Origin of the sequence: Psychrobacter immobilis (genome assembly GCF_904846175.1) — a bacterium.
Taxonomy (GTDB): Bacteria; Pseudomonadota; Gammaproteobacteria; order Pseudomonadales; family Moraxellaceae; genus Psychrobacter; species Psychrobacter immobilis_E.
On record NZ_CAJGZM010000002.1, the window covers coordinates 107,858 to 127,837 of the forward strand.

The 19,980-nt window shown below is 42.5% G+C and carries 17 protein-coding genes; 4 read left to right on the forward strand and 13 right to left on the reverse strand.

What is annotated here, in order from left to right; genetic code table 11:
- Nucleotides 1-48: 48 nt before the first annotated feature.
- Nucleotides 49-495: a PACE efflux transporter gene (locus JMW39_RS03015; protein ID WP_227679209.1), complete on the forward strand. Its 447-nt coding sequence runs from the start codon at nt 49-51 to the stop codon at nt 493-495.
- A 92-nt stretch (nt 496-587) separates the two neighbouring features.
- On the opposite strand, the gene JMW39_RS03020 is transcribed toward JMW39_RS03015, so the two are convergent.
- Entirely contained in the window at nt 588-1,385 is a 798-nt protein-coding gene (locus JMW39_RS03020) for an enoyl-CoA hydratase/isomerase family protein (RefSeq protein ID WP_201543706.1), read from the reverse strand.
- Between the two features lie 317 nt (nt 1,386-1,702).
- Here JMW39_RS03020 and JMW39_RS03025 point away from each other — a divergent pair, with 317 nt between their 5' ends.
- Nucleotides 1,703-2,515, forward strand: a complete 813-nt coding sequence (locus JMW39_RS03025) for an alpha/beta fold hydrolase (RefSeq protein ID WP_201543707.1) — start codon at nt 1,703-1,705, stop codon at nt 2,513-2,515.
- A 182-nt stretch (nt 2,516-2,697) separates the two neighbouring features.
- Here JMW39_RS03025 and JMW39_RS03030 read toward each other — a convergent pair whose 3' ends face one another.
- The 6 genes from JMW39_RS03030 to JMW39_RS03055 form a co-directional block, all read right to left on the reverse strand.
- On the reverse strand, nt 2,698-3,774 hold the full coding sequence (locus tag JMW39_RS03030; protein ID WP_201543708.1) for an HpcH/HpaI aldolase/citrate lyase family protein: 1,077 nt from the start codon (nt 3,772-3,774) through the stop codon (nt 2,698-2,700).
- 141 nt (nt 3,775-3,915) lie between these two features.
- Nucleotides 3,916-5,088 (reverse strand): cysteine protease StiP domain-containing protein, encoded by a 1,173-nt coding sequence (locus JMW39_RS03035; RefSeq protein ID WP_201543709.1) that lies wholly within the window; start codon nt 5,086-5,088, stop codon nt 3,916-3,918.
- 121 nt (nt 5,089-5,209) lie between these two features.
- Complete coding sequence (locus JMW39_RS03040; protein WP_201543710.1) at nt 5,210-6,031, reverse strand: HAD hydrolase family protein; 822 nt, start codon at nt 6,029-6,031, stop codon at nt 5,210-5,212.
- Between the two features lie 122 nt (nt 6,032-6,153).
- Nucleotides 6,154-7,443 (reverse strand): phosphoribosyltransferase domain-containing protein, encoded by a 1,290-nt coding sequence (locus JMW39_RS03045; protein WP_201543711.1) that lies wholly within the window; start codon nt 7,441-7,443, stop codon nt 6,154-6,156.
- 47 nt (nt 7,444-7,490) lie between these two features.
- Nucleotides 7,491-8,726 carry a trypsin-like peptidase domain-containing protein gene (locus tag JMW39_RS03050; protein ID WP_201543713.1) on the reverse strand — a complete coding sequence of 412 codons (1,236 nt, stop codon included), beginning with the start codon at nt 8,724-8,726 and terminating at the stop codon, nt 7,491-7,493.
- An 87-nt stretch (nt 8,727-8,813) separates the two neighbouring features.
- Nucleotides 8,814-10,013, reverse strand: coding sequence for an ATP-grasp domain-containing protein (locus tag JMW39_RS03055; RefSeq protein ID WP_201543714.1), 1,200 nt, complete (start codon nt 10,011-10,013; stop codon nt 8,814-8,816).
- A gap of 313 nt (nt 10,014-10,326) precedes the next feature.
- On the opposite strand from JMW39_RS03055, the gene JMW39_RS03060 reads away from it, so the two are divergent.
- Nucleotides 10,327-11,610, forward strand: a complete 1,284-nt coding sequence (locus JMW39_RS03060) for a TerD family protein (protein WP_201543715.1) — start codon at nt 10,327-10,329, stop codon at nt 11,608-11,610.
- Nucleotides 11,611-11,717: 107 nt separating this feature from the next.
- Here JMW39_RS03060 and JMW39_RS03065 read toward each other — a convergent pair whose 3' ends face one another.
- From JMW39_RS03065 to JMW39_RS03075, 3 genes are all read right to left on the reverse strand, one after another.
- Nucleotides 11,718-12,326, reverse strand: coding sequence for a TerD family protein (locus JMW39_RS03065; RefSeq protein ID WP_201543716.1), 609 nt, complete (start codon nt 12,324-12,326; stop codon nt 11,718-11,720).
- A gap of 130 nt (nt 12,327-12,456) precedes the next feature.
- Nucleotides 12,457-13,209: a TIGR00266 family protein gene (locus JMW39_RS03070; protein ID WP_201543717.1), complete on the reverse strand. Its 753-nt coding sequence runs from the start codon at nt 13,207-13,209 to the stop codon at nt 12,457-12,459.
- Between the two features lie 195 nt (nt 13,210-13,404).
- Nucleotides 13,405-13,980, reverse strand: a complete 576-nt coding sequence (locus JMW39_RS03075) for a TerD family protein (protein WP_201543718.1) — start codon at nt 13,978-13,980, stop codon at nt 13,405-13,407.
- Between the two features lie 350 nt (nt 13,981-14,330).
- Here JMW39_RS03075 and JMW39_RS03080 point away from each other — a divergent pair, with 350 nt between their 5' ends.
- On the forward strand, nt 14,331-14,990 hold the full coding sequence (locus tag JMW39_RS03080) for a 7-cyano-7-deazaguanine/7-aminomethyl-7-deazaguanine transporter (RefSeq protein WP_201543719.1): 660 nt from the start codon (nt 14,331-14,333) through the stop codon (nt 14,988-14,990).
- A gap of 263 nt (nt 14,991-15,253) precedes the next feature.
- On the opposite strand, the gene JMW39_RS03085 is transcribed toward JMW39_RS03080, so the two are convergent.
- From JMW39_RS03085 to rlmKL, 3 genes are all read right to left on the reverse strand, one after another.
- Entirely contained in the window at nt 15,254-16,321 is a 1,068-nt protein-coding gene (locus JMW39_RS03085; RefSeq protein WP_201543720.1) for a DUF475 domain-containing protein, read from the reverse strand.
- Nucleotides 16,322-16,583: 262 nt separating this feature from the next.
- Complete coding sequence (locus JMW39_RS03090) at nt 16,584-17,159, reverse strand: TerD family protein (protein WP_025650997.1); 576 nt, start codon at nt 17,157-17,159, stop codon at nt 16,584-16,586.
- A 331-nt stretch (nt 17,160-17,490) separates the two neighbouring features.
- Nucleotides 17,491-19,788 carry a bifunctional 23S rRNA (guanine(2069)-N(7))-methyltransferase RlmK/23S rRNA (guanine(2445)-N(2))-methyltransferase RlmL gene (rlmKL, locus tag JMW39_RS03095; protein WP_201543722.1) on the reverse strand — a complete coding sequence of 766 codons (2,298 nt, stop codon included), beginning with the start codon at nt 19,786-19,788 and terminating at the stop codon, nt 17,491-17,493.
- Between the last annotated feature and the right edge of the window lie 192 nt (nt 19,789-19,980).

The window sequence follows — 19,980 nt, forward strand, 5'->3', positions numbered from 1 at the left end:
AGGCAATTTTTTGTTTATACTAAAGTGCCAAGTGCTTTGGAGTTTTGGTTGATTACTTTATCCCCACTCAAACGTCGTATCGTTTATGTGACCATCTTTGAGCTTATCGCTGTCATTGCTTCTACCTTTGTATTAATGAAACTAAGCGGCGGCGATGCAGCAGAGTCGTTACCCGTTGCTGTGATGGTGTCATTGGCTGCGGTTATCTGGAACTTTTTATATAATACGGCTTTTGAAGCGTGGGAGCGGCGCAAGCAAGTAACCAAGCGCACGTTATTAATCCGTAGTGCTCACGCTTTAGGGTTTGAAGGCGGCTTGGTATTGATTTGCTTGCCGCTATATATGATTTGGTACGATGTTGGTTTAATCAAAGCCTTTATGATGGAGGCAGCGTTATTGCTATTTTTCTTGGTTTATACCTTTGTATTTACTTTGGGTTTTGACAAGATATTTACCTTACCGCATCATTATAAAACTCCATCTGCTTCTTCATAAGTAAATAGATTAATCGTATTAAATGACCCAAAAAAAAGGCTGCTATTAGGCAGCCTTTTTTTAGTAGTACAGACGATAGCATTATTAGGTTTTTATTTACCTTGATAAACGGGCTTACGTTTTTCCATAAAGGCGGTAATACCTTCAGCAAAGTCAGCGGTTTTGGCCATCATGGTTTGTTGATCCACTTCCATATCGAGCGCTTCATTTAAGCCCGTAAAAGCATGAACATTAATCATATGCTTCATTGATGCCAAGGCTTTTCCCGGCAAGTTGCTTAAGCGCGTTGCCAATGCCAGTACGCTGGCGTCAAGCTCATCTTTGCTCACGACGCTATTGACTAAGTTTAGACGCGCGACATCAGCGCTAGTGAGCTTATCGCCCAGCATCACAAGCTCAGTCGTTTTCGCCGCACCAATCAATTGATTCAATAAGTAAATGCCACCCGCATCTGGAATCAAACCGATATTGACAAAGGCTTGCACAAATTTGGCATTATCAGCGGCAATACGGAAATCACACGTTAATGCCAAGTTCATCCCAGCACCAGCCACTGCACCTTCTAATTTAGCAATAATTGGCTTATGAATATTACGCAACTTTAGGCTTACTTCTGCCACTTCTCTGAGCATAAAATCAAGCTTTGCCACCAATGCTTCTGATTCCATACCGTTCTCTAACATTTCACCAATATGACCGCCACTAGAGAAATTATTATTCGACCCTTGTAATACAATCACACGGACGTCAGCATCTTGATCCGCCTGATCAAGCGCGTCCATCATTGCGCCTTTTAATGGTGTGCTAAACGCATTTAGCGTCTTAGGGTCATTCATGGTAATAGTGGCAATATGGTTTTCGCTATGATATTCGACCAGAGGTTGTGACATATTTGGTTTCCTTAGTAAGAATGTTAGATAAGCATTGCTGATAACAATGGACGTTATGATGGATAGGGTGCTTAGGTGTAACAAGTCATTCAAGCTGATTACTATAGCAGCTTGCTATGATTATAGAAGCGAGTTTTGTAGGCGCTTAAGACACAGACAAAAATATTTTATTTTTCCTTATTTTATTATATTTATATAATCGAATATATACTATCTGCCGTACCAAAATAACGCTATGAAGTATTTGCTTGGTGCATTATGCTAGAAGACAGATTTTAAAAGGTTTGATTTTTTATTACACCAACAAGGAAGTGGTTATGCCAATTATTCATGTCAATAATGTCGATATTTATTATGAAGACAGTGCGCCCGAGGATAAGCAAAAACCTGTCATGGTATTCGCCCATGGTTTGCTATGGAATACGCGCATGTTCGACAAGCAGGTGGAATATTTCAAATCTGGCTGCCGCTGTATTGCATTTGATTTTCGGGGACAAGGTCAGTCTGAAATCACCAAATCTGGCTATGATATGGAGACACTGACCGAAGACACGCTAGCATTATTGGAAGCGCTGGATATTGATAAATGCCATTTTTTAGGGTTATCCATGGGTGGTTTTGTCGCTCAGCGTATCGCGCTAAAACGTCCAGAGCTACTGCTATCGCTGACGCTACTTGAAACATCAGCCGATCCTGAAGATCCTAAAAACGTGCCACAATATCGTAAGCTGATGAAAGCCATTCGTTGGTTGGGTATGAAGCGGGTCAGTCAAAAGGTAATGCCTATTATGTTTGGCAGCAGCTTTTTGACAGATAAGTCGCGTAAGGCTGACCGTAGAGAGTGGCTAGCGATGCTACAAAGTAATCGTAAGGGCGGAGTGGTTAAGGCAACTACAGGCGTTATTGAGCGCTCAGCCACTTATGATCAGCTAGGGGAAATTACCACGCCGACACTGATTATCGTTGGCGATGAAGATACGGCAACACCTTATGCAAAAGCTGAGCGGATGCATTTTGCGATTAAAGGCTCGAAGCTTGCGGTTATCAAAGGCGCTGGGCATACGGCGACGGTAGAAGAACCTGAGCAAGTGAATAAGGTGATTAATACCTTTTTAGCAAACTGTGTCTAACTTTGAGCTAAACTGGAACCAGTCTTGAATCAGACATAGCAATTAATAAAGTATTTAAACGAAAAAAAGCCGTTATCTTAAATAGGATAACGGCTTTTTTATTGAAACTTAGATGAACAGATTAACTTTAAAGCGGCAGTTTTAAAAAACATACTCTAAAGCAATAAGGTTGATGTCTTTATTTATAACCGGGTCGTATAGTCAGTATTAATATCATCAAGGGTGCCAAAGACCTCAGCGCGATTGACGATTTCTGTTGCCCATGCACGGTGTGTGGCAGGCTCGAGCATCGTATCGTTATATTTAAATACCGCTTTTGCCTCGCTATGTAAGATTGCCTGCGCTTCATCCAAGGTACTTAGCGGCACGCAATACGCTTGCTGTACCAAAGCAATCTGACTGGGATGAATGACTGTTTTGCCGACCAGTCCCAAGTTTACATCACGCATTAGCTCTTTCATAAACAGCGTTGGCTGCTCTAAGTATTCAAATACCGGAGCTGTAAGATAAAAACCATGCGGTACAAAGCAGCCAAGCAGCTGATAGGCGAGCGTACCAATCGGGGTATCATAGACGATGCTATTTTTAGGACGGCGCAAACGTAGCGCTGCAAATAAGTCGTTACCACCGATACGCAAGGCAAAAACGGGCTGGCTAAAAGCTTCTTTAAATGCAATCGCCAATTCTTGATTGTGATGCGGGTTAAACAGCGCTGCCGTCTCAAGCGTCGGCATCAATAAATGCTCAGTGCTTAAATTCTGAGACGCCATACGCCAATTAGACAAGCTATACATATCGACTTTTGGCATCACAAAACCGTCGACCAAATCAATATGAGCAAAATCTGCCAGCTGCTCTAACATCGCTGGATGACGCGGACGTATAAATACTAAAGGTCTGGTTGGCTGATCGGTTTGCTCTTTTGATTGAATGCCATGTTTTTTTGCTGGGTCATTGATACTATCGACATGCGCTGCCCACGTATGTAGCAGCGTTTGCAGTCGTATGAGCGCTAGCTCAACATCGCTATGGCTGACCGCATCTTCTAAGCAGATAATAATACTGTTAATCGTCGATAATTTTTCGCGCGTAATGACTTGCCAAATATCTTGCCGCGTCGCAGGCATGTAAAGGCTGGCACCCAATTGATACGGGTGATGAGTATGCGGCTTAAGCATCGCATGACGCTCAGTAATCAGGTGGGCGTAAGACTGATCGTTATTATAAAGGTTGGACTCGTTGTGCGGTATATCGGACATAGTTGGCATCGTAAATAGTGATAAATGAATGGTTTATAGAGGGAAGGTCATAGCATAAGGACGTATGATAAAAACAGCGCTGCTAGTGCAATACGGATATATTTCTTTCGCAATACATCAATACATCAAGGCATCAATAAATCATGAACGATCTGTTGCGCGCTGCTTGATCAACGTAATCGCTTGATAGGGGAGTATTTTAGCACCTAATACCGTGATATTGATATCACGCTCGCTACATAAATGCCGCAATAATACCGTATCAGGGTGATCGGCGGTGGCAAGCAAGATGCGTTCAGGATCACGGCGTAATATCGCCCGTGTCGCCTCTGCAATGGTCGGCTTAATGCGGTTGCGATTGCTAATATCATATTCTGCTGCCAGCATATCGATTAAATCCGCGGTCTGATAACGTGGTTGCTTAAACGTTTGCAAGTATTGGAGAGGCGTAGACAATGCCCGCCGTGCAGTATCAATATGATCAACAAAGGCTAGGCTATGATCTACCTCAACCAAGCTATCATAAAAGACACTACGATGTAGCCCCGATTGTGGCTCAGTATATAAACTGCGTGATATCAGTCCCGATATGGTGCTGTTCAATAAACCTGAAGGAATCAGCCAGTCATCCTCACTAGCTGCTAGCCAAGCAACGCCAGCCGGATCAGCAAGGGTTAATAAGGGAATAACATTTTCACCTTGATGAAAAATATTGGCAAAATTTGGATGATTAGGGTTACTAAAGACTTCTAAGCTACGAGCCAGCTCTTGATAAATGGCTCCTTTGCCCGTCCAGCCATCGACAAATACGATGTCACTGTTTGGATGAGTGTCTAATATCATCTGTAAAGCGACTGCATCAAGGCCGCGATCGCGAATGATACTGATACCATAATGCACGCTTGGCAACGCATAGCTGCTGTTGGCATCTGCTAGAGCGCGCTGCAATAATACGCCAATGGGCAAACCTGCACGTACTAAGCTGATTAATACTAATGGACGTCCAGTAACCATAGTTTGCTGAAAAGTATGATGCAGCGTATAAGCCAAGTTAGTAATATCAGTCGCGGTTCTCGTTGTACCTTGCTCTAATGCTTGCTGATACAATTGCTCGTGTATGGCAGTTGGTGCTTGCTCTAACGTCAACATGTCTGAATAATGACGCTGACCGCTTTGAATCAGCGCTTCTTTTTGGCTAACCGGTACATCGGCAACTGACGCTTTATCGACGATATCGAGCAGTACGGTCACATCGCTGGCAAGATAGCTGCCTGAGCCATATGTCTCCAGTTTTTGAATATTAGGGTCCGTCATATGATTGGTCATAAGATGTTTTCTACTTCTATAAATAGTGGTTATTATTATAGTTATTTAGATTTTAAAGCGATTAAAAGCTGAGAATAATTGAGGATTAAAAGTTATTGAGTGTTTAGAATTACTGAGAGATAAAGCTATCGTGCAACTGACCATGATTGGGCATGCCATACCAATCAAGCAATTGCAAAAATGGTAAATCGGCCAAGCTATCACCAAAGCCAAAGCTTGGACGCTGATTGTCTAAATGATTATCTAATAAAAACTGTACTGCATGACGCTTATGAACCGCGTGTGGCAATATCGCCAGATTATTCGCATTCACGTGCACATAAAAATCTTGCTCAAAGTCACGTATTAACGTTGGCAACTTTTTAGCTAGATCTACTAACGCTTGATGGTCCTTTTGCGCATGCTTAATAGCCAAATAAATGGTCAATTCTTCATTCACAGTACCATTATTAAAGTGATCAATATGCGGTGTAAAAACCAGCTGGCTGCTGTCATTTTTACTATGACTGGCAAATAATTGGCTTAGCTGCTGCAATTTATCTTGCAGTGGTGCAAGCTGACTATGCATACGCTGTTGCCACTGCGCTTGTAACGTACCGTCTTTATCAAGAATAATGGCACCATGAGTTAAGACTTGCCAACTGTCAAAAGGCAGCTTAACGCGTTTGATTTCACTGCGGTCGCGTGCGGTGACCACTATCAGCTCTGTACTAAGCAGCAGCCAATTAAAGAACGCAGCTTGGCGCTGACTCATAAAACTTAGTGGCTTACCTTGTTTATTAACGGTCGCGCAAACTAAGTTTTCTGGTTCAGCCGTCGGCAAATTCCATGCATCGATTTTACGTTGGGTTTGAAAAAGCGTATCGTCCAAATCCATCAGCGCGTAGGGTTTAACGATATCGGGGTTGGTTTGAAAAAATAGGGTAGTCATATTATTTGCCATAAAAGCGTGCGTAAGGGTTAAATGTGAAAATAAAAGTAGGATTTAAAGGATAGTCTTAATAGGACAGCTTTTATAAGATAGCCTTTGTAAGCTAACTTTTGTAAAACAGCTTAAAGCGTCGGACTCACCACCAAGACATTATCCAAATCTTTCCACATGTCATCAACGCTATCCGCTGATGTCTCTACACATAATACAATCAAATCCCAATCGCTAGGCTCAACATTATAAGCAAAGTTGGCCATACCAAGCCCATAGTTATCGCTAAAACTTAGCATCGTGGTAATCGCACCACCAAGGGCAATCGGCGAGCGCGTTAACGCACTAAAGTTAACCGTAGAGTTTTGAGTTTGCGTCTCCAGCCATTCCGCCAATAAAAACGGTAACCAGACAAACTCATTACTGCCCAATACTAAAATCCGCTGTGGTAAATGCTTTTTATCAAACTGCTCTTTCTCAAACTGCTCTTGCTTATTAAATACCTTGAATGCGGTTTGAAACTTCAAAAGGTAATTAGCAAAGCCATCGGTGCTGTCTAGGGTTGGGAAGCGTCCCCAGTTGCCAGTATCACCTAACGTATGACTGCCAGCCTCAGTGGTATCGACCGATGGCATCGTTATCGGTTCAGGATTAGGCGCATCTGTCCATGTCCATGCACCAGATAACAAGTGATGACGTTGAAACTCAATATTAGGGAGGCGTTTAGCGATTTGGTCAGACACAACGTCATCCGAGTCAGCTGCACCCTGATGCTGATTTAGGGACCAATCTACCAAAGTGGTCAGATGTACTTGCTGTAACTGGTCAAGCCTCGCATTGCGTAAGGCTGTAACGACATTGACGCAAGTGTTGCCCGTTGACGCTTCGTCATCGACCATAATCAACGTTTTGCTGGCAAGTAGTTGCGCTTGAGTGCTGTTGTCTGCACTTTGATAAATCAAATGCTGGCTAGCATGACTGTGGTCTTCGCTAAATGTGGTTAGCAAAGCATGATTATTATCGCTGCCATGTTGCGCATGACGCGTAGAGTTTAATAGCAGCGCATTGGGATAGCGAGTTTGTAGCGCTTGATGCACACCTGCAGATAAGCCAACGGCCGTCTCTGCCATGCCGATGACCAAGATTGGCTCAGGCAAATCATCTGGTACTAGGCTTGATAAATCAGTAAAAGCATGACGCATGGTGCTAGGCGCGACTGGAATATGACGACCTAAAACTTTTGACACAAACAAAAACGCGCGTTTTGGGTTAATACGCTGAGCGAAATCGAGCAAGTCTTCTAGTTGATAGCTGTCAGACTTTTCTACGTTATTGTTGTCTGTAGCCACATTAGTTTGATAGGTTAGATCAAGGGTGCCACGTGGTAAGTTAATGGTTGTGCTGTATTGCTTATTTAGCATTTATTTTCCTTTGGTCTTTCAATTTTTTATATCGTTGTAATGATTGCTTAACCTTGACATCCTACCAACCACAAAGCACCGCGACTTTTTTTACTGAGCTGTGGTGTCGTTAGAGCGCCAGTGTTAGCGTGTGAAGTATCGGACAAATCAGCCAAGCTGATTCCAGCGCTCGCGAGTAGGGCGGATAATAACTGAAATTTCACCGCATAGTTCATATTTTGTGCATGTTCATGCACGAGGCTAGACGTTACCATGCCGATAACTTCGCCAGTCGGCAGTAATAAAGGGCTGCCACTAGAGCCGGGCTGAATCGGTGCGGTAAATTGCATATAACGAATATCATCGCTAAGTCCTGTCAGTCCTGAGATACAGCCTTGAGTCACTTGTAATTGGCTGCTCAATCCTGATAATGGAAACCCTAAAGTCGTAATAGTTTCACCCAAATTATCAGTACAACGCTGTGCTAAGGGTAAATAACTGGGCAGCGGCTCGCTTACTCTAATAATGGCTGAGTCACTGCCGATATCGCTTAATACTACTTGTGCTTCACGATCAGGCTGTCCTTGTTGGCGAATTCCAATCATCGCCGCCGACTCAATGACATGATAGCAAGTCAGTAGATGATAAGGATCAATAGCAAAGGCCGTCCCTGTCCAAGTTTCACCAGACTGAACTTGGCGTGGTGGGCGCGATTCGTTATTAGTTCCTGATATATTTTGTTGGCGTTGGTTTTCTTGAATCAGCGCATGCGTATCTGGTGGACGAATATCAAGGCTGACTTGCACTCGATGCTCAAGGCTTGCCAAACCTTGGGTAGAGATTTCACCAAGGGCGCGGCATTTAAACTGTCCATTACGCCGGTATATCTCTAATATGATCGCTGCTTTAACATGGCGCTCACTTGCGATAAATTCATAACGAATATCGCCATTGTTTAGTGTTAAATTTACCTTGCTTAATTCGATAGCGGGTAAGTTTAGGCTTGGCTCATGATAAACGTAAGCAATCAGTTGTAAAAAGCTTGCGCCTTGTTTATCAAACAATGCAGGCAAATCCAGTTGCCATGCGTTTGGATTATCCTTACTATTGAGCTGCGCCCACTCTTTTGGTTCATGCAGATAAGCCGGACTACAGGCAGCTTTACGATGCTCATTCAAAGGCAGCCATAATAGCCCAAGCTGCTCGCCAAACTTTAGCTGATTTGTCGTCGCAAAAGCGACCGAACAATTGGGTTGCGCGATAACCGTATTTGCCCCTAACACTAACGTGGTTTGTGCTGTCATCGTTTGCCTCTTATTGAATATATTCGGTTGCTATCAATTTATTACCGTCAATTTATTACCGCCGATTTTTTATTTCATTGTTTTTACTTACTCGCTAGCATCTTCTTCAATCTTTACGCTGACCATGATTGAGCGGACTTGGCAGGGAATGATTTGCTGAGAGATATCAGCCAGTTTTGGCTTATCAGTTAAGCCCAGCCAATAGCCGAATCCAACTTGGGTTAAATCGACCCCGCTATGGGTGGTGTAATCAATGCCACCAGAGGGGCGGCTGTTAATTTCAAGCACTCGATGCTGACCGTCATCGTCGGCTTTGGTTTGTACGCTAACGATACCATCGCAGCCAAAGGCTTTAATCAAAGGAATAACCACATCCATGACCGATTGCTCGTAGCTGATATGCTGAATTTTCCCCGTTTTATAACGGGTGACGGCCGCCAATACTTCGCCATATTCGCAAACGACATCGATAGAATATTCTTGCCCTGATAAATAAGGCATCAGTAACATAGGAATAGGGCGCTCATGCACCATTAGGCTGTTTGCATAGGCATTGATAAACTGCATGGTATTGATTTTTTTCTCTTCGGTAAAGTATAAATGCTCAAAGCTATCGTAAGGCTCGCTTGCTTCTTTGCCCGCATTTTTACCAGCCTCTTTATCCGCTTCTTTAACTTTGCCTAAACGCCAAAATCCTTGCGCAAAAATACCCGTAACCGGTTTGACGCATAAAGGCTGATGACCGTGCGTAGCAAGTAATGCCTCAAGCTCTGCGAGAGTATCAAAGCGCCATGCATCGGCAACGGGAATATTATGCCCGTAGCATTGCTGCATAAAGGCAAATTTATCATCTATTGCTTCTAACGCCGCCACACTTGTCGCGCCAGTTAATAAACGAATACCTGCTGACGCAAATTTTTCGCGATGAGTTTCATAATCAATACCATTGCGTCCAGTGAGTAATACTTTCACGTTGTTTTTCTGAGCTTGCTCTAAGACAAACTCCCAACGCGGCATCAATGGCTCAACAGATTCGGGCATTGCTTGCTCATCGCTGTCTGTGGCGCTTGTAGATGGCTCACGGTAAACACTATCGGCAAACTCAAAAATCTCAGGTCTATTATGACGGTGTGACGCGATAATGTTAAATGGTTTATCAGATTGGGTTTTTAATGCTTGCAGGCTGGCTAACATATCACGCTGGCTTGACTGACCTTCAGCTAACCAAACGGCAGATGGCGCGGCAGTCGACGTTGTATGAAGGCTTTCGTTAGCAGGGGTTTTCATAATTCTCTCAGCGTTATCATAAATTTTAGAAGGGAATAACTGGGACTGGCATTTAATAAGGCGATAACCAAAGGCGCAATACGGAGTTGGTCAACAGCGTTGGTTATAGCAGGGTCTATTATATACAAATGCTAAGCGTTATAAATGCGGCTGACAAAATAGCATTAAGTATTTGTAAAAATATTTTTGCAGGGTTGTTAACGCTTTGTTGAACAGGCGTGCGCTTTAAAAATCAGCCGTTATCCATGCTACTATATAGCGATAGCCAACAGCACCCATATCAACAAATAATAAATAACCTAAAGGATAAATGATGAGTCAACCTCAAAAACTGATTGCTGGCGCCAATGCGCCGCTACCAACGGATAATATCAGCATCCGTATTTTAAGCCAAAGTGCTATCGATTGTGCCGCTTATCGTTTGACCACTGATGGCAAAGTACGCGGCGATGGTGACATGATATTTTATGGTCAGACGCGTAGCGATGATGGTAGCGTAAGCTTCCGTGGTCATGATAGCGATGGATTTTTTGATATTAATTTACCTACGCAGCCAGCAAGTATTGAGAAGATAGCCCTCGCGTTTTCTAGTGCGCAAACGCTTGCTCAAGTTGGTGATGTGGATATTCAAGTCTTACAAGGCAGCCAAGTGCTGATGACTTGCCAACTAAGCGCTGCTGGACGTAGTGAAAAAGCGATTATCTTAGCGGAATGCTACCGCCGCCAAGGTAGCTGGAAGTTCCGTTTTATCGCCCAAGGTTTTGAGGGTGGTTTAAAACCTTTGTCTGAGCATTTCGGTGTTGAGATTGCCGATGAAGCGCCAGCTCAAAGCCAGTCACAAAATCAAGCACCAAGCCAGTCTCAATCTATTAATACGCAAAGACCTATCAATACGCAAAAAGCTGGTAGTGTGCCTCAAACAACTACGCCACCGCCAATTCCTACAGCTTCTCCAAATCCGTCAATTAACCTAAGCAAAATTACCTTAACCAAAAACCAATCTAGCATCAATCTAAAAAAACGTGATGATTTTGGTAAAATTTCTGTCAATCTTAATTGGAATCAACGCCCAGATAGCAGTATGCAAGCGCCTAAAAAAGGCTTGCTCGGCGACCTATTTAAGCAGCATAAAGCCGCTGGTATTGACCTTGATGTTGGAGCGATGATTCATCTGAAAAACGGTGAAAAAACGCTGATTCAAGCTTTAGGGAATCGCTTTGGTAACTTACAATCAGCGCCTTATGTCTTGTTGCGTGCCGATGATAGAACCGGACAAGTCAGCGGCGGTGAGTGGCTCGATATCAATGGGCAACAGTGGTCGCAGATTGAAGAAGTCTTTATCTTTGCTTTCATTTATGAAGGCGCACCAAACTGGGCACAAACCGATGGCGTGGTGACCATTCATGCACCCGAACAGCCGCCGATTGAAACCCGTTTGACAGAAGGTGCTGGTAATTTACCAATGTGCGCCATCGCACGTTTGGTCAATCAAAATGGCAGTATCAATGTTGAACGTATTAATGAGTATTTTAAAGGCCATCAAGAGATGGATAAAGCCTTTAATTGGGGCTTTAGCTGGAAGCGTGGTAGCAAGTAAGCGCTTTAATAGTATTATTTAATACAAAAAATCAGCCCGTCTATTATAAATAGACGGGCTGATTGCTTATAGATTGCTAACAGTCTTACAAGTTATGCTGGAATGAATTAAGCATGCGGTGTGATAGCCGGCATCAAATCATGGAAAGTACGACCAGAAGCCGTTTCACCAATCGCATGCATTTTCCACTCATTATTATGACGATACACTTTTGCCATAATCATTGCCGTATGAGTACCTTGCGACGATAAGTTATAGCGCGCCACTTCAGTATTGTTATTGGCATTGACGATACGGCAAAAGGCGTTTTCTACCGTTTCAAACGTCTGACCAGTGAAGCTATTGACCGTAAAGACCAGTGAAACTACATTAGCTGGAACTTTCGATAAATCAACGTTGATGACTTCATCATCACCGTCGCCATCACCAGTGCGATTATCGCCAGTATGCAGGATGCTGCCATCTTTTGATTGTAGCTGGTTGAACCAAATCGCATCGACCGCTTGTTTATTGGCATCAAACATAATGCATGAAGCGTCTAAATCGATAGAGTCGCCGCCGCTACCGCCGCCAAATAACTTGCCTAGGAAGCCGCCTTTTTTCTCTTGCGCTCCTTGAAATACGTCCCAACCTAAACCCAGTTTTACTTGAGTAAGCTCACCGCCAGCTTCTTTGCTGAGGGAGATTTTTTGACCCTTTTGTAGACTAACTGCCATGGGAAAATCCTTATAATAATTGTGAGTGGAGTAATTAATCTTTTAGTACTGTTTTTTAGTTATTAATCTCTACGCTGTTTTATAGCTATCAATCTCGGCTATAAACTTTAATTATAAAATAAAACTTAAATTATAAGATATTATCTAAAAAACCACTGCTGCCACCACGACCACCTGAGCTAGTACCTAAAATGCTTTGTAGCCAGCCTTGATAGCTATCACGATTGCGCGAGCAGATAATGACTTTGCCAGTTCCTGAGAAATTTAAAACCATCCCTTCGCCGCTAGTGACCGAATTGATGATATTACCTATAAAACCTTTTTTCTTACTGGTGGCGACCGATAGCTTGTATTCTAAACGTGAGTCCCAGCAGACCACATGACCGTTATCAATGATGACATCTTTGCCAGGTTCGACATCAATCTCAAATAGCGAGCCAAAGCCTGATACCACTACCTGACCATTACCTTGGGTTTGCATCACCATAAAGCCGCCAGTATCTCCAAAGACAGCGCCACCTAAGTTACGCTGAATTTTAGCTTTGACTTCGACACCTGTTTGCGCCGCTACAAATGCACCGTCACTAAGCGTATATTGCTGCGCGCCGACATCCAATATTTGCATATCACCATCTAGCGTTGGTGCCAGCAAACAATCACCTTCACCATTGACGGCTTCAATCTGCTGTTGGAATAGTGATTCATCATTAGCAAAACGGCGCATCAGTGACTGCATGAGTCCGCCTTGTAGCTTACCTTTCAGCTCAAGGTTCGACTCCATCATCACCATAGCATTGGCTTCACAATAAATAGAGTCGCCTTTTTTTAAGTTACAATGCAAAAAAGGTTCAATAGTGCCAATTAAGCTAAACGTTGCGGCCATGGGGTGCAAATCCTTGTATCAATATTAAAATAGTGATTTAATTTTTTTAAAGTTATTTCTTTGTTTTTAAACGCCTGTATAAAGAATTCTATCTAAAAGCAAACTTTTGCTAGCCAATTACTTTTAAAGCCATCAAATGTGATAATTGGACACACTTGATGGCTTTTTTTGATTCTACAAATTCAGCTTGTAATCTTAAACATTAACACCAAAAGATGAAGCTAATGGACCTAGACCGCCGCTAAAGCCTTGACCAACTGCACGGAATTTCCAGTCACCAGCATGGCGATATAATTCACCAAAAATCATTGCGGTTTCAGTACTACCGTCTTCTGATAAGTCATAACGTGCGATTTCAGCTTCGCCATTATCATTTACCACACGGATGTAAGCGTCGCCAACTTGGCCAAAGTTTTGGTTACGGGCTTGGCCTTCATAGATAATGGCACAGATAGCAACTTTGCTGACGTCAGCTGGGATACTAGCTAAGTTGATTTTAATTTTTTCATCATCGCCGTCGCCTTCACCAGTACGGTTATCGCCTGTGTGCTCAACCGCACCGTTGTCTGACTTTAAGTTATTAAAGAAGATAAAGTCTTGGTCGTTGCGGACTTTGCCTGCTTCATTGACCAAAAAGCCAATCGCATCTAAGTCAAACTCTTGACCGTCAGTAGCACGTGGATCCCAGCCTAGACCGACAGTAATATTGGTTAAACCTGGCGCTTCTTTTGATAAGTTTACGTTGCCGCCTTTTGTTAAGCTAATAGCCATATAAATATCCTTTGGATTAATAGTTAAGTGGATTTGGTTTTATAAAATAAACTAAAAATAGGGCAGTGATTACTCTTTTAGCGAAAGTAACTGACTTAGCGAAAGTATCTGAGCGTAGAAGGTAAATAAATCGACCTGTACGCCATGTCCTGCCTATCATTACGTTTTACTATACTAAGCGTTTGCTTACTAAGCAAGGCGTATTTTGTGTGCCTATCTGACAGTTATATTTTTATTTATAAAAAAAGGGATTTATGGCGATATCAGACCTATTTTGGCTATTTATCTTATTATGATTTATAATAGCGCGCCCAGGTTCCCTCTACCCTGACTTAAAAAAAGGACTCTTTATGAGCAGTAGTACACTTTTAACCACCCCGATTCAATCTATTCGCTACAGCCGTGCTTTATTCTGGCTTGCGAGTCTGCATATCTTTATCATCGCTATCAGTAATTACTTAGTGCAAATACCTGTCGGGCTATTTGGTTTTATTACCACATGGGGCGCCGTCACCTTTCCGTTTATTTTTCTGATTACTGATTTGACTGTGCGAATTTTTGGTCAGCAGTTGGCTAGACGTATTATCTTTTTTGCGATGCTTCCTGCACTAGCAATTTCGTACTATTTTTCGGTCGTATTTGCTGATGGACAGTTTGTCGGTCATGAGCATCTGCTAGATTTTAATTTATTTGTCTTTCGCATTGTTCTTGCAAGCTTCAGCGCTTATGTCGTTGGCCAGCTTTTAGATATCCAAATCTTTAATAAATTGCGCCAACTTAAAACTTGGTGGATTGCGCCCTTAGTATCGACGTTTATTGGTAATCTGGTCGATAGCTTTTGCTTTTTTGCCATCGCTTTTTATAAAAGCCCAGACCCTTTTATGGCCTCGCACTGGGTTGAGATTGGCGCGATGGACTACTTGTTTAAGATAGTGATGGGCGTGCTTATCTTTTTACCTTTATATGGTGTGATATTGGCGAAATTGCAGAAAGTGCTGGCAGGGAAGTAAAAATAAACAGCTAGGTTGAGGGTATTGAAGATGGTATATATTGGTAAGGTGTTTTTCATGCATCAAATGTGTATATAAACTCAAATTAACGCCGAAGATTTAGCTAATTATTCAAAAACATTCAATTATTCAGAGTATGCAAATACAGATACAAAAACAGGTTATACCAATTGCTTGATATAACCTGTCATTGCTAATATCTTTTATCAAAGTTCTTTTTACTTAATTTGAAGTTAGTGGTAAAAATTAAACTAAAATTAAGACTAAGTAATCGACTTCGCTTCGCGCTTACGATAATTGAGTGAAGCGATAAACGCCCAACCAATAAACGCAATACCAATCAGACCAGTGATAATCTCTGGTACATGGAATTTCACCGATAACAACATGATGATAGCTAAAGCGCCAATAGCATAATGCGCGCCGTGTTCAAGGTAAACAAACTCATCAAGCGTGCCTTTATCGACCAAGAAGATAGTCATCGAACGCACAAACATCGCACCGATTGCAAGACCAAGCATAATCACGATAACGTCATTGGTAATCGCAAATGCGCCAATCACACCATCGAAACTGAATGAAGCATCAAGGACTTCTAGGTATAAGAAGCCGATAATACCGCCCTTCATAATTGCGCTGGTCGCTGCAGCGCCCGAGCTATTTTCTTCATTTTCTAAATCTGCTTCAAGGTCGCCTTCAAGCATACCCGAAACCACTTGTACGCCAAGGTATACCAAAATACCCCAAATACCGGCGACTAAGACAGCATTTGACTGTTCAGGATTGGCAAATGATACCGCAATCATCAACACGATAAGCGCTACAAACACGCTCATGGCATCGACTTTACCCAGTTTTGCCAAACGGCTCTCAAGCCAATCAAACCAATGTACTTCTTTATCGTCAAAGATAAAGTTCAAGAACACCAGCAATAAGAAGATACCACCAAATGCTGAGATTTCAGCATGATGCGCCAATAATCTGGCTGAATATTCTTTAGGATCGTTTAGCGCTAGGTCGACCACTTGCATAATACCCAAGTCAGCAGTGACCGCAACGATAACGATAGGGAATACCAAGCGCATACCAAAGACTGCGACTAAAATACCAACGGTTAAAAATATCTTTTTCCAAAATTCGTCCCAGCCTTTAAGGACTGAAGCGTTGACCACCGCATTATCAAACGATAATGAAATCTCCATGACGGCCAAAATAGCGGTAATAGATAAGGTGGTTATCATACCGCCCATACCGCCATGTGAATATCCCCACCATGCCGCGACCGCTAGGGCAATGGCCGTGAAGATAAAGTCTAAATAAAAATGTCTCATGACACATCCTGTCTGGTTGCATAAAGCTAAGGTCGGTCTATTATAGACACTAACCACAAAAAAGCGGTTATCGCTAACCGCTTTTTTGCATAATTTTAAACGAAACATAAAGCATTACCAATCATTTAACGACTGAAAATTGTGACTATTTTGCAACCACATTTTACAGTTCTAATCACAGCGCATAATGATATAGCATAACTTTAAGTTTTGGACGTGTTTATTGTCTAGTTAAAGCTGTTAACACGGGTCAAATATCAATTTAGATATCGACGCCATACTGCTGACACATGGCTTGCAAGCCACCTGAATAGCCTTGACCAACGGCGCGGAATTTCCATTCACCGTTATGACGATAGACTTCGCCAAATACCATCGCGGTTTCAACAGAGTAATCTTCTGCTAAGTCAAAACGTACCACTTCCGTGCCAGTTTCTTCATTTACAACACGGATAAAAGCGTTGGCGACTTGACCAAAGTTTTGGCTACGAGCAGCTGCATCATGAATGGTCACCGTGACGACGATTTTATCGACATCAGCAGGTACTTGGGTCAGGTTTACTTTAACGACTTCATCGTCACCATCGCCTTCACCAGTACGGTTGTCGCCGGTATGCTCAACCGCGCCATTGTCAGATTTTAGCTGGTTGTAAAAGATAAAGTCATGATCGCCGCGTACTTTACCCGCCGTGCTGAGTAAAAATACACTGGCATCCAAATCAAATTCAGCGCCAGACGTTGCGCGCTCATCCCAACCAAGACCGATAAGTAGCTTGGTCAAATTTGGGTCGGTTTTGGTAAGCGATAAGTTACCGCCTTTATTAAGTGATAAAGCCATGGGGTTATCCTTGTTATTAGAGTGACTAAGGGTTTGATAGTTAAGTTATATAAATAAAAAAAATCGCAATATTGGGATTAAAGCGCTCGTAAATCTACGCTTCACGGTTGCTTAGCTATTACCTAGTTAGTATTTAGTGACGCTCTATCATAGCAACAAAAAATGACCCAATCAAAGCTGATTGGGTCATTGTTATGTGTACGGCTATATATAAGATAAGACTGACTATAAAAGACTGTTTTTAAATGCGAATACGATGTTCACATTACAAAACAATGCCTAAATGCGCTGATTAACCTTTATAAGTATCTATAAACCTAAACTATAAGCCTTAACGATGGCGAATCTCAAAGCTCTGATGAATTGGCTTTTTAACATCAAAATCAAAACCAATGGTTTTTTGGGTGATATCAACAACGTCATAGCGCTCAGTCAACTGCTCATCGAGCTCAAAACGGGTAAAGTTGTTGGAGAAATACAAAATACCATCAGCGGTCAAGCGATTCATTGCACGATTAATAATGGCAGAGTGATCACGCTGGACATCAAAGGTACCTTGGAACTTTTTCGAGTTCGAAAAGGTTGGTGGATCGATAAAGATAATATCAAATTGCTCAGTATTGTCTTTAATCCACTCAAAAATATCAGCCGCGACGAATTGATATTTATTGCCACTGACATTTAAGCCATTTAAAGCAAAGTTCTGCTTGCCCCAATCGAGATAATTCTGTGATAAATCAACGCTGGTGACTTTTTTCGCGCCAGCCAAAGCCGCATGGACACTTGCCGTACAGGTATAAGCAAATAAGTTCAGTACGGATTTATTACGACTGTTGTCTTTGATACGGGCGCGCATATTACGGTGATCAATAAACAAACCAGTATCGAGATAATCGGTAAAGTTGACATAGAAATACGCGCCATCTTCACGAGCGACATAGAACTTGCCACGCTTTTCCGTATTGCCTTGCTTGCTATATTGATCATTACCAGATTGACGGGCGCGGGTTTTAATAAAGATTTGTTCACGGTTAATCCCAAACACTTCACGGATACCCATTAACGCCAAATTAAAGCGTTTTTTCGCCGTTTCAGGTGGAATGGTTTTTGGTGGTGCGTATTCTTGCACGTGCACATAATCGCCATATAAATCGACCGCTACTTTAAAATCGGGCAAATCCGCATTATAAACGCGTAAATTACTAACAGTGTCTTTTTTAGCCAGTTTTTTCAGTTTGACAAGATTCTTTTGCAAACGGTTGATGAAGTCTTGTCCTTCTTCCACTTCAATCTCACGTTTCTCAAAGCGACTGACCAAATTACCCGTTTGCCCAGCAATCAAGGTGCCATAGCGGAAATAAACCGTGATAGCACCATTATGACAACGTAAGGTTTTTGGCTCTTTAATCGGTAAGATGTCCACTTGTTCGACATTGGCCGCCAAGATTCCGAGCATTGAGTTGATATCACTACCCGCAAAACTGTCTTGTAGAATAAGCCCAATCGCTTGGTATAACGGTTTAATCATTTCTTCATCACCCAAACGCTCACCATAAGGTGGGTTGGTGATGATTAAAGGATTGCTTAAACGACCATCATCAGCCAATGGCTTTAAGATGCTGCTGAGTCGGTCAAGGGCGCGGGTTTCAAGGTCAAGTAATGGTAATAAATCCTGCAAACCTGCGGCAATTAAGTTCTTTTCTGTCGCCAAAATCGCACCGCTGTCGGCATCGAAGCCTAAAATCAGTGGCAAAGTATCTGGTTGTTCGTTAATGATTTCTAATGCTTCACGAAAACGCATTTGCGCATCATCAATCATTTGTTTCCATAACACATCGTCATGATGTTGCCACTCGTAAAAACCAAATTGATTGGCGGCTTTATCGATACCGACGGCATAATCGCAATGCATCAGCAATGCTTCAATTATAAAGGTGCCTGAGCCACACATCGGGTCAATTAAGGCATTATAGAAAGGCGCATCACCTTGTTCATTTTTCTTATGCCAACCTGCGCTATAGAGCAACGCCGCTGCTAAATTCTCTTTTAATGGCGCTTCAGTCATGGCCACGCGGTAGCCACGGCGATGCAAACTGGTGCCTGATAAATCTAAATACAGCTCAGCTTGCTTGTCATTGACCGTGGCAAACACAGAAAAATCTGGGTTCTTACTATCGACGTTAGGACGGCTGTCATAGACTTCGTTAAAGGTATCGGCAATCGCATCTTTGATACGCAGCATGGCAAACTGCTGACTGACAGCCACACGTTTATCAACCGATAAACGAATCGCGAACGTTTGCTCTAAGCTAAATTGCTGCGTCCAATCGACCGATTTTGCCAAACCATAAAGCTGCTCTGCCACATCGTATTCGGCATTGATATTTTTGCGCTTAATCAGCATCAATACCCGTGACGCAACCCGCGACCATAAGCAAATGGTATATAGGTCGCGTAATGTACCGGTGACTGCCAAACGACCGGTACTCTTGATATCACTCACAATACCGAAACTGGTCAGCTCAGTTTGTAGCGGTGCCTCAAGCCCATCGGCACAGGTAATAATAAGGTCAAGCGACAACTCTGCTGAAGTGGCTGGTAAGGAGTTGGGCATGGTTGTTTCGGTCATACGGATACCTGTGGGCTAAATTGATAAATATTGATAAATAAAGTACATCATAAAATAAGATGTTTAACCGCTAATTTTACCATAATTACGCTATGGATGGTTTAAGTGGCTTTGATTAAAAGACAGGGTTTAAAATTTTGCCTTTAAGGCATTATTAAAAGCATGGCTATCTAGCGTGAGATTAAAAAAATG

Bases quoted from the DNA above. Each gene is read 5' to 3' on its own strand.
- JMW39_RS03060 (WP_201543715.1), top strand. From the start codon at position 10,327: ATGAGTCAACCTCAAAAACTGATTGCTGGCGCCAATGCGCCGCTACCA.
- JMW39_RS03070 (WP_201543717.1), bottom strand. From the start codon at position 13,209: ATGGCCGCAACGTTTAGCTTAATTGGCACTATTGAACCTTTTTTGCAT.
- JMW39_RS03055 (WP_201543714.1), bottom strand. From the start codon at position 10,013: ATGAAAACCCCTGCTAACGAAAGCCTTCATACAACGTCGACTGCCGCG.
- JMW39_RS03075 (WP_201543718.1), bottom strand. From the start codon at position 13,980: ATGGCTATTAGCTTAACAAAAGGCGGCAACGTAAACTTATCAAAAGAA.
- JMW39_RS03030 (WP_201543708.1), bottom strand. From the start codon at position 3,774: ATGTCCGATATACCGCACAACGAGTCCAACCTTTATAATAACGATCAG.
- JMW39_RS03085 (WP_201543720.1), bottom strand. From the start codon at position 16,321: ATGAGACATTTTTATTTAGACTTTATCTTCACGGCCATTGCCCTAGCG.
- rlmKL (WP_201543722.1), bottom strand. From the start codon at position 19,788: ATGACCGAAACAACCATGCCCAACTCCTTACCAGCCACTTCAGCAGAG.
- JMW39_RS03050 (WP_201543713.1), bottom strand. From the start codon at position 8,726: ATGACAGCACAAACCACGTTAGTGTTAGGGGCAAATACGGTTATCGCG.
- JMW39_RS03020 (WP_201543706.1), bottom strand. From the start codon at position 1,385: ATGTCACAACCTCTGGTCGAATATCATAGCGAAAACCATATTGCCACT.
- JMW39_RS03065 (WP_201543716.1), bottom strand. From the start codon at position 12,326: ATGGCAGTTAGTCTACAAAAGGGTCAAAAAATCTCCCTCAGCAAAGAA.
- JMW39_RS03040 (WP_201543710.1), bottom strand. From the start codon at position 6,031: ATGACTACCCTATTTTTTCAAACCAACCCCGATATCGTTAAACCCTAC.
- JMW39_RS03090 (WP_025650997.1), bottom strand. From the start codon at position 17,159: ATGGCTTTATCACTTAATAAAGGCGGTAACTTATCGCTTACCAAAACC.
- JMW39_RS03080 (WP_201543719.1), top strand. From the start codon at position 14,331: ATGAGCAGTAGTACACTTTTAACCACCCCGATTCAATCTATTCGCTAC.
- JMW39_RS03035 (WP_201543709.1), bottom strand. From the start codon at position 5,088: ATGACGGACCCTAATATTCAAAAACTGGAGACATATGGCTCAGGCAGC.
- JMW39_RS03045 (WP_201543711.1), bottom strand. From the start codon at position 7,443: ATGCTAAATAAGCAATACAGCACAACCATTAACTTACCACGTGGCACC.
- JMW39_RS03025 (WP_201543707.1), top strand. From the start codon at position 1,703: ATGCCAATTATTCATGTCAATAATGTCGATATTTATTATGAAGACAGT.